Source organism: Chamaesiphon sp. VAR_48_metabat_135_sub, assembly GCF_031418915.1.
Classification (GTDB): Bacteria; Cyanobacteriota; Cyanobacteriia; order Cyanobacteriales; family Chamaesiphonaceae; genus Chamaesiphon.
The window spans coordinates 1-3,224 of sequence record NZ_JANOJV010000047.1 but is presented as its reverse complement, the minus strand read 5'-3'; the positions used below and the strand labels follow the sequence as shown (position 1 = coordinate 3,224).

Below are 3,224 nucleotides of genomic sequence, written 5' to 3'. Positions count from 1 at the left end.
AAGGCGCGGAAACCTTCGGCATAGTCTACAAATACCGACCAATAATCCTGGGGCTTGAAGGCTTGAATTTCTCGCTCTCGTTGGCAGACTAAGTGGAGGGTGGCTGATTGCACCCGCCCAACGCTTTTAGCTCCGTTATTGAGTCGCCAGATCAGTGGAGATCCTTTGTAGCCTACTAACTTATCCAGACAATCGCGACATCTACCTGCTTCAACTAGAGCCATGTCAAGGGAGCGGGGAGAAGCGATCGCTTTTTTGACTGCGGACTCAGTAATCTCTTGGTAAACAACGCGCTGGGGCTGTTTTAGCTTTAATACCTGGGCGATGTGCCAACCGATCACTTCACCTTCCCGATCTGGATCTGAGGCGATGAATACTCGATCTGCTTGTTTGGCTGCTGCAATTAGTCCCGCTATTGTTTGTTTAGCTCTGTCGTCGCGGGGGATGTAGCGACAATCGATCGTGTCTGCACCTAAGTCGAAGCCTAGTGAACCGTCCCCATCGTTGGCGAGTTGGCGAATATGCCCGATTGAGGCTTTGACATCCCAATCTGAGCCGAGGATGCTTTTGAGCTTTTTGATTTTGCCAGCAGATTCAACGATGAGTAAATGTCGCATGAAAATCTCAAGGAAAGACTAAGGGGAACGCTTCCAGCGACTGCTCGCCGCTCTGTTTTGGACTGTTGGCAAGTTTGTAGCGATCTGGCGAGCAGTCACTTCTAGCGTTCTTGTGTACTAGAGTAGTTTATCTAGATAATCCTGGCTCTAACTTCAGGCTGCGGCTAAAACATCGACTAGGGGTTGGTAATGGGAATCGCTAAAAGGGATGGTAATTTTACTATCGATACTGGCATGACAAAGTATCTTACCAAACCTGAATAGATCGTGATTGATTTTCGCGACGGTTAGTTCGATTGCTTGGGGATGGTGTTTAGCTAGATCGGCAATATAACCAGGTGCTTCGCCTAGTAAGAAATCTTGATGATAAGTTAGATTATTCTTTAAAATGAGTCGATCGTTAACTTGAAGTCGAGCGAGGATATATTCAGATATTTCTAGTCCTTTGATATCTCCACTACCAAAATGAAAGTGATATTTACCAAATTCATCGGGAGTAGTTTCGGCAAATAAATCGCTGGTGTCTCCACCATTATATCCACCACTTCTGGATATATATTCAAAGGGATCGAACTGTTTGAGATCTGTGGATAAGCCCAGTCGATTTAATTGTTCGATATCTGTATAAGGTCGATTGACAGGCATCCTGACTTTAAAGCTGACATGGATGTCATTAGAAATTGCTACTCGATCTAACTTAGCTAATCCAGCTTTAACAGTAGTTCGGTGTGCCTCGCTGACTTGCATTGCCGAGAGCATTTCCTGAAGATAAACTGTATAGTATTTACCTTCATTCCAAGTCATTTTTTTGAGCGGGAACCAGTTATTAGTAACGGGGTCTGTCCAGCCCATGAATAATCCAGTAATCGTCATCTTTTTTCAAGAATGTGGTTTGGATATGTAGATAAACTCTATCGTTGCAATTATAACATGTTAAGATAAGGTTATAACTGTTAGTAATAACTTAGGCTCGATCGTGACTAATCCAACCTATCCACTCGCCCCTGCTAAAATCGGCAATGCGTCTGGTTTCCGCCTACCAGCTAGTTTCTACCGCGATCATCCGCAGTTTGTGAATGCCACCGGATGGGTGGAGGTATTGAGCGATAATACTGTGCTAGTTAAGTTAGAACCACAGCCAGTCGAACCAGAATCAGATTCAGACGATCTGATGCTGAGTCTATTTTTGGACTTAGTTACTAAAGACGCGCTGACTAATCCCGAACATCTCGAAGCATATACCGAGGAAATGGCGGATGAAGATGATGAACTCTTAGCTGGAGTGGTTATCGATTAATGGGCGTACTGATCCGCAATGGTTGGGAAATCTACTTTCACCGACAGCTATTTGGCGAACAGCGACGACAATTGCGGGAACGGGTGAAGCAGTTGAAGGCTGAGTTACCGGAAGCAGATTACCTCGGACATCCTGATGTGAAGCTGTTAGCTGCTGTGATGGTAGGGATTAAGGAGAAGATCGCTGTAGATCCGATGGCTACTCAGTTTGCCTTGAATGGCTCGTTGCGGCGGTATGGACGGATGAAGGGGATGGGGCTACCAAATCGGTATCGACTGTTTTTTAGGGCTTTTAGCAGTGAGGAGCGGCAAGTTATTATCGTGCTGTGGTTGGGTTATCCGCGCAAGGCAGGGGATAAGCGGGATTGTTATGAGGTGTTTAGCAAGATGGTTGGTAATGGTGATTTTCCAGATAATTTGCAGGGGTTATTGAGGGCTGTGAATGAGTGATTTGCGATTACCTCGCGGCTATTGCTCTTGGCGTTAGCCTGCCGTAGGTACGGGCAAACGCTTTGCTACCGCCAACGGAGTTGGGGTCGTTTCCTGTACCCCCAATACGGTTCGGGAAAAACCACTGTGATAATTCCAGAGAACCGAACTACTACCGCCAAAGAGTCGCGCTAAATTAAAACCAAGTCGTTAACCGATGAGTAGTTTAGTTAAGTAAAAGGTGATTGTGATGGCTCTTATTCGTTGGCAACCATTTGAAGAGACTGATTACTTGCAACGGAGCATGAACCGCTTGTTTGATACGCTCAATACAACTAATGGCGAAAGTAAAAACTCGCTTCAATCCTTTGTTCCCGCTGCCGAATTACAGGAAACACCTGAAGCAATTTATTTAAGTCTGGAAGCACCAGGTATGAGTGCCAAAGACATTGATATTCAGGTGACTGCTGATACTGTTTCTGTTAGTGGCGAACGCAAAGAAGAAATGGTAACTGAAGACAAAGGGATGACTCGCAGCGAATTCCGCTATGGTCGCTTTCAGCGGGTAATTCCGCTACCTGTACGGATTCAAAATACCAATGTTCAGGCAGACTATAAAGACGGTATTCTCAAGCTAGTTTTACCTAAAGCAGAGGAAGAGAAAAACAAAATCGTTAAAGTAAATGTTGGCTAGTATCTAGTTATTAGATAGATGACTTGGGTAGGTTGGATGTCATTCTTTGACCCAACCTACCCAAGTTATTCATGTACCTGCTTACTCAGCTTCAGCCACAGGAGCAGCAGCAGCTTTAGCCGCAGCTTTCTCCGCAGCATCTACTTTTTCTTGTTCCCGTTTTTCGCGTTTTTTGCGTTCGGCATCTG

Annotated in this window: 5 protein-coding genes; 3 read left to right on the top strand and 2 right to left on the bottom strand. The window is 45.2% G+C overall.

Annotation, left to right across the window (positions count from 1 at the left end; genetic code table 11):
* Both RMO55_RS03420 and RMO55_RS03415 read right to left on the bottom strand, forming a co-directional pair.
* On the bottom strand, positions 1-617 hold a 617-nt coding region (locus RMO55_RS03420), incomplete at its 3' end, for a DNA topoisomerase (protein ID WP_310423536.1).
* Positions 618-770: 153 nt separating this feature from the next.
* Positions 771-1,490, bottom strand: a complete 720-nt coding sequence (locus tag RMO55_RS03415) for a hypothetical protein (protein WP_310423533.1) — start codon at positions 1,488-1,490, stop codon at positions 771-773.
* Between the two features lie 103 nt (positions 1,491-1,593).
* Here RMO55_RS03415 and RMO55_RS03410 point away from each other — a divergent pair, with 103 nt between their 5' ends.
* From RMO55_RS03410 to RMO55_RS03400, 3 genes are all read left to right on the top strand, one after another.
* Entirely contained in the window at positions 1,594-1,914 is a 321-nt protein-coding gene (locus RMO55_RS03410) for a hypothetical protein (RefSeq protein WP_310423527.1), read from the top strand.
* 8 nt (positions 1,915-1,922) lie between these two features.
* A complete protein-coding gene (locus tag RMO55_RS03405; RefSeq protein WP_396134156.1) occupies positions 1,923-2,363 on the top strand; it encodes a type II toxin-antitoxin system YhaV family toxin in 441 nt (146 codons plus the stop codon).
* A 229-nt stretch (positions 2,364-2,592) separates the two neighbouring features.
* Complete coding sequence (locus tag RMO55_RS03400; RefSeq protein WP_310423521.1) at positions 2,593-3,036, top strand: Hsp20/alpha crystallin family protein; 444 nt, start codon at positions 2,593-2,595, stop codon at positions 3,034-3,036.
* Positions 3,037-3,224: the final 188 nt, after the last annotated feature.

Bases quoted from the DNA above. Each gene is read 5' to 3' on its own strand.
- RMO55_RS03415 (WP_310423533.1), bottom strand. From the start codon at position 1,490: ATGACGATTACTGGATTATTCATGGGCTGGACAGACCCCGTTACTAAT.
- RMO55_RS03400 (WP_310423521.1), top strand. From the start codon at position 2,593: ATGGCTCTTATTCGTTGGCAACCATTTGAAGAGACTGATTACTTGCAA.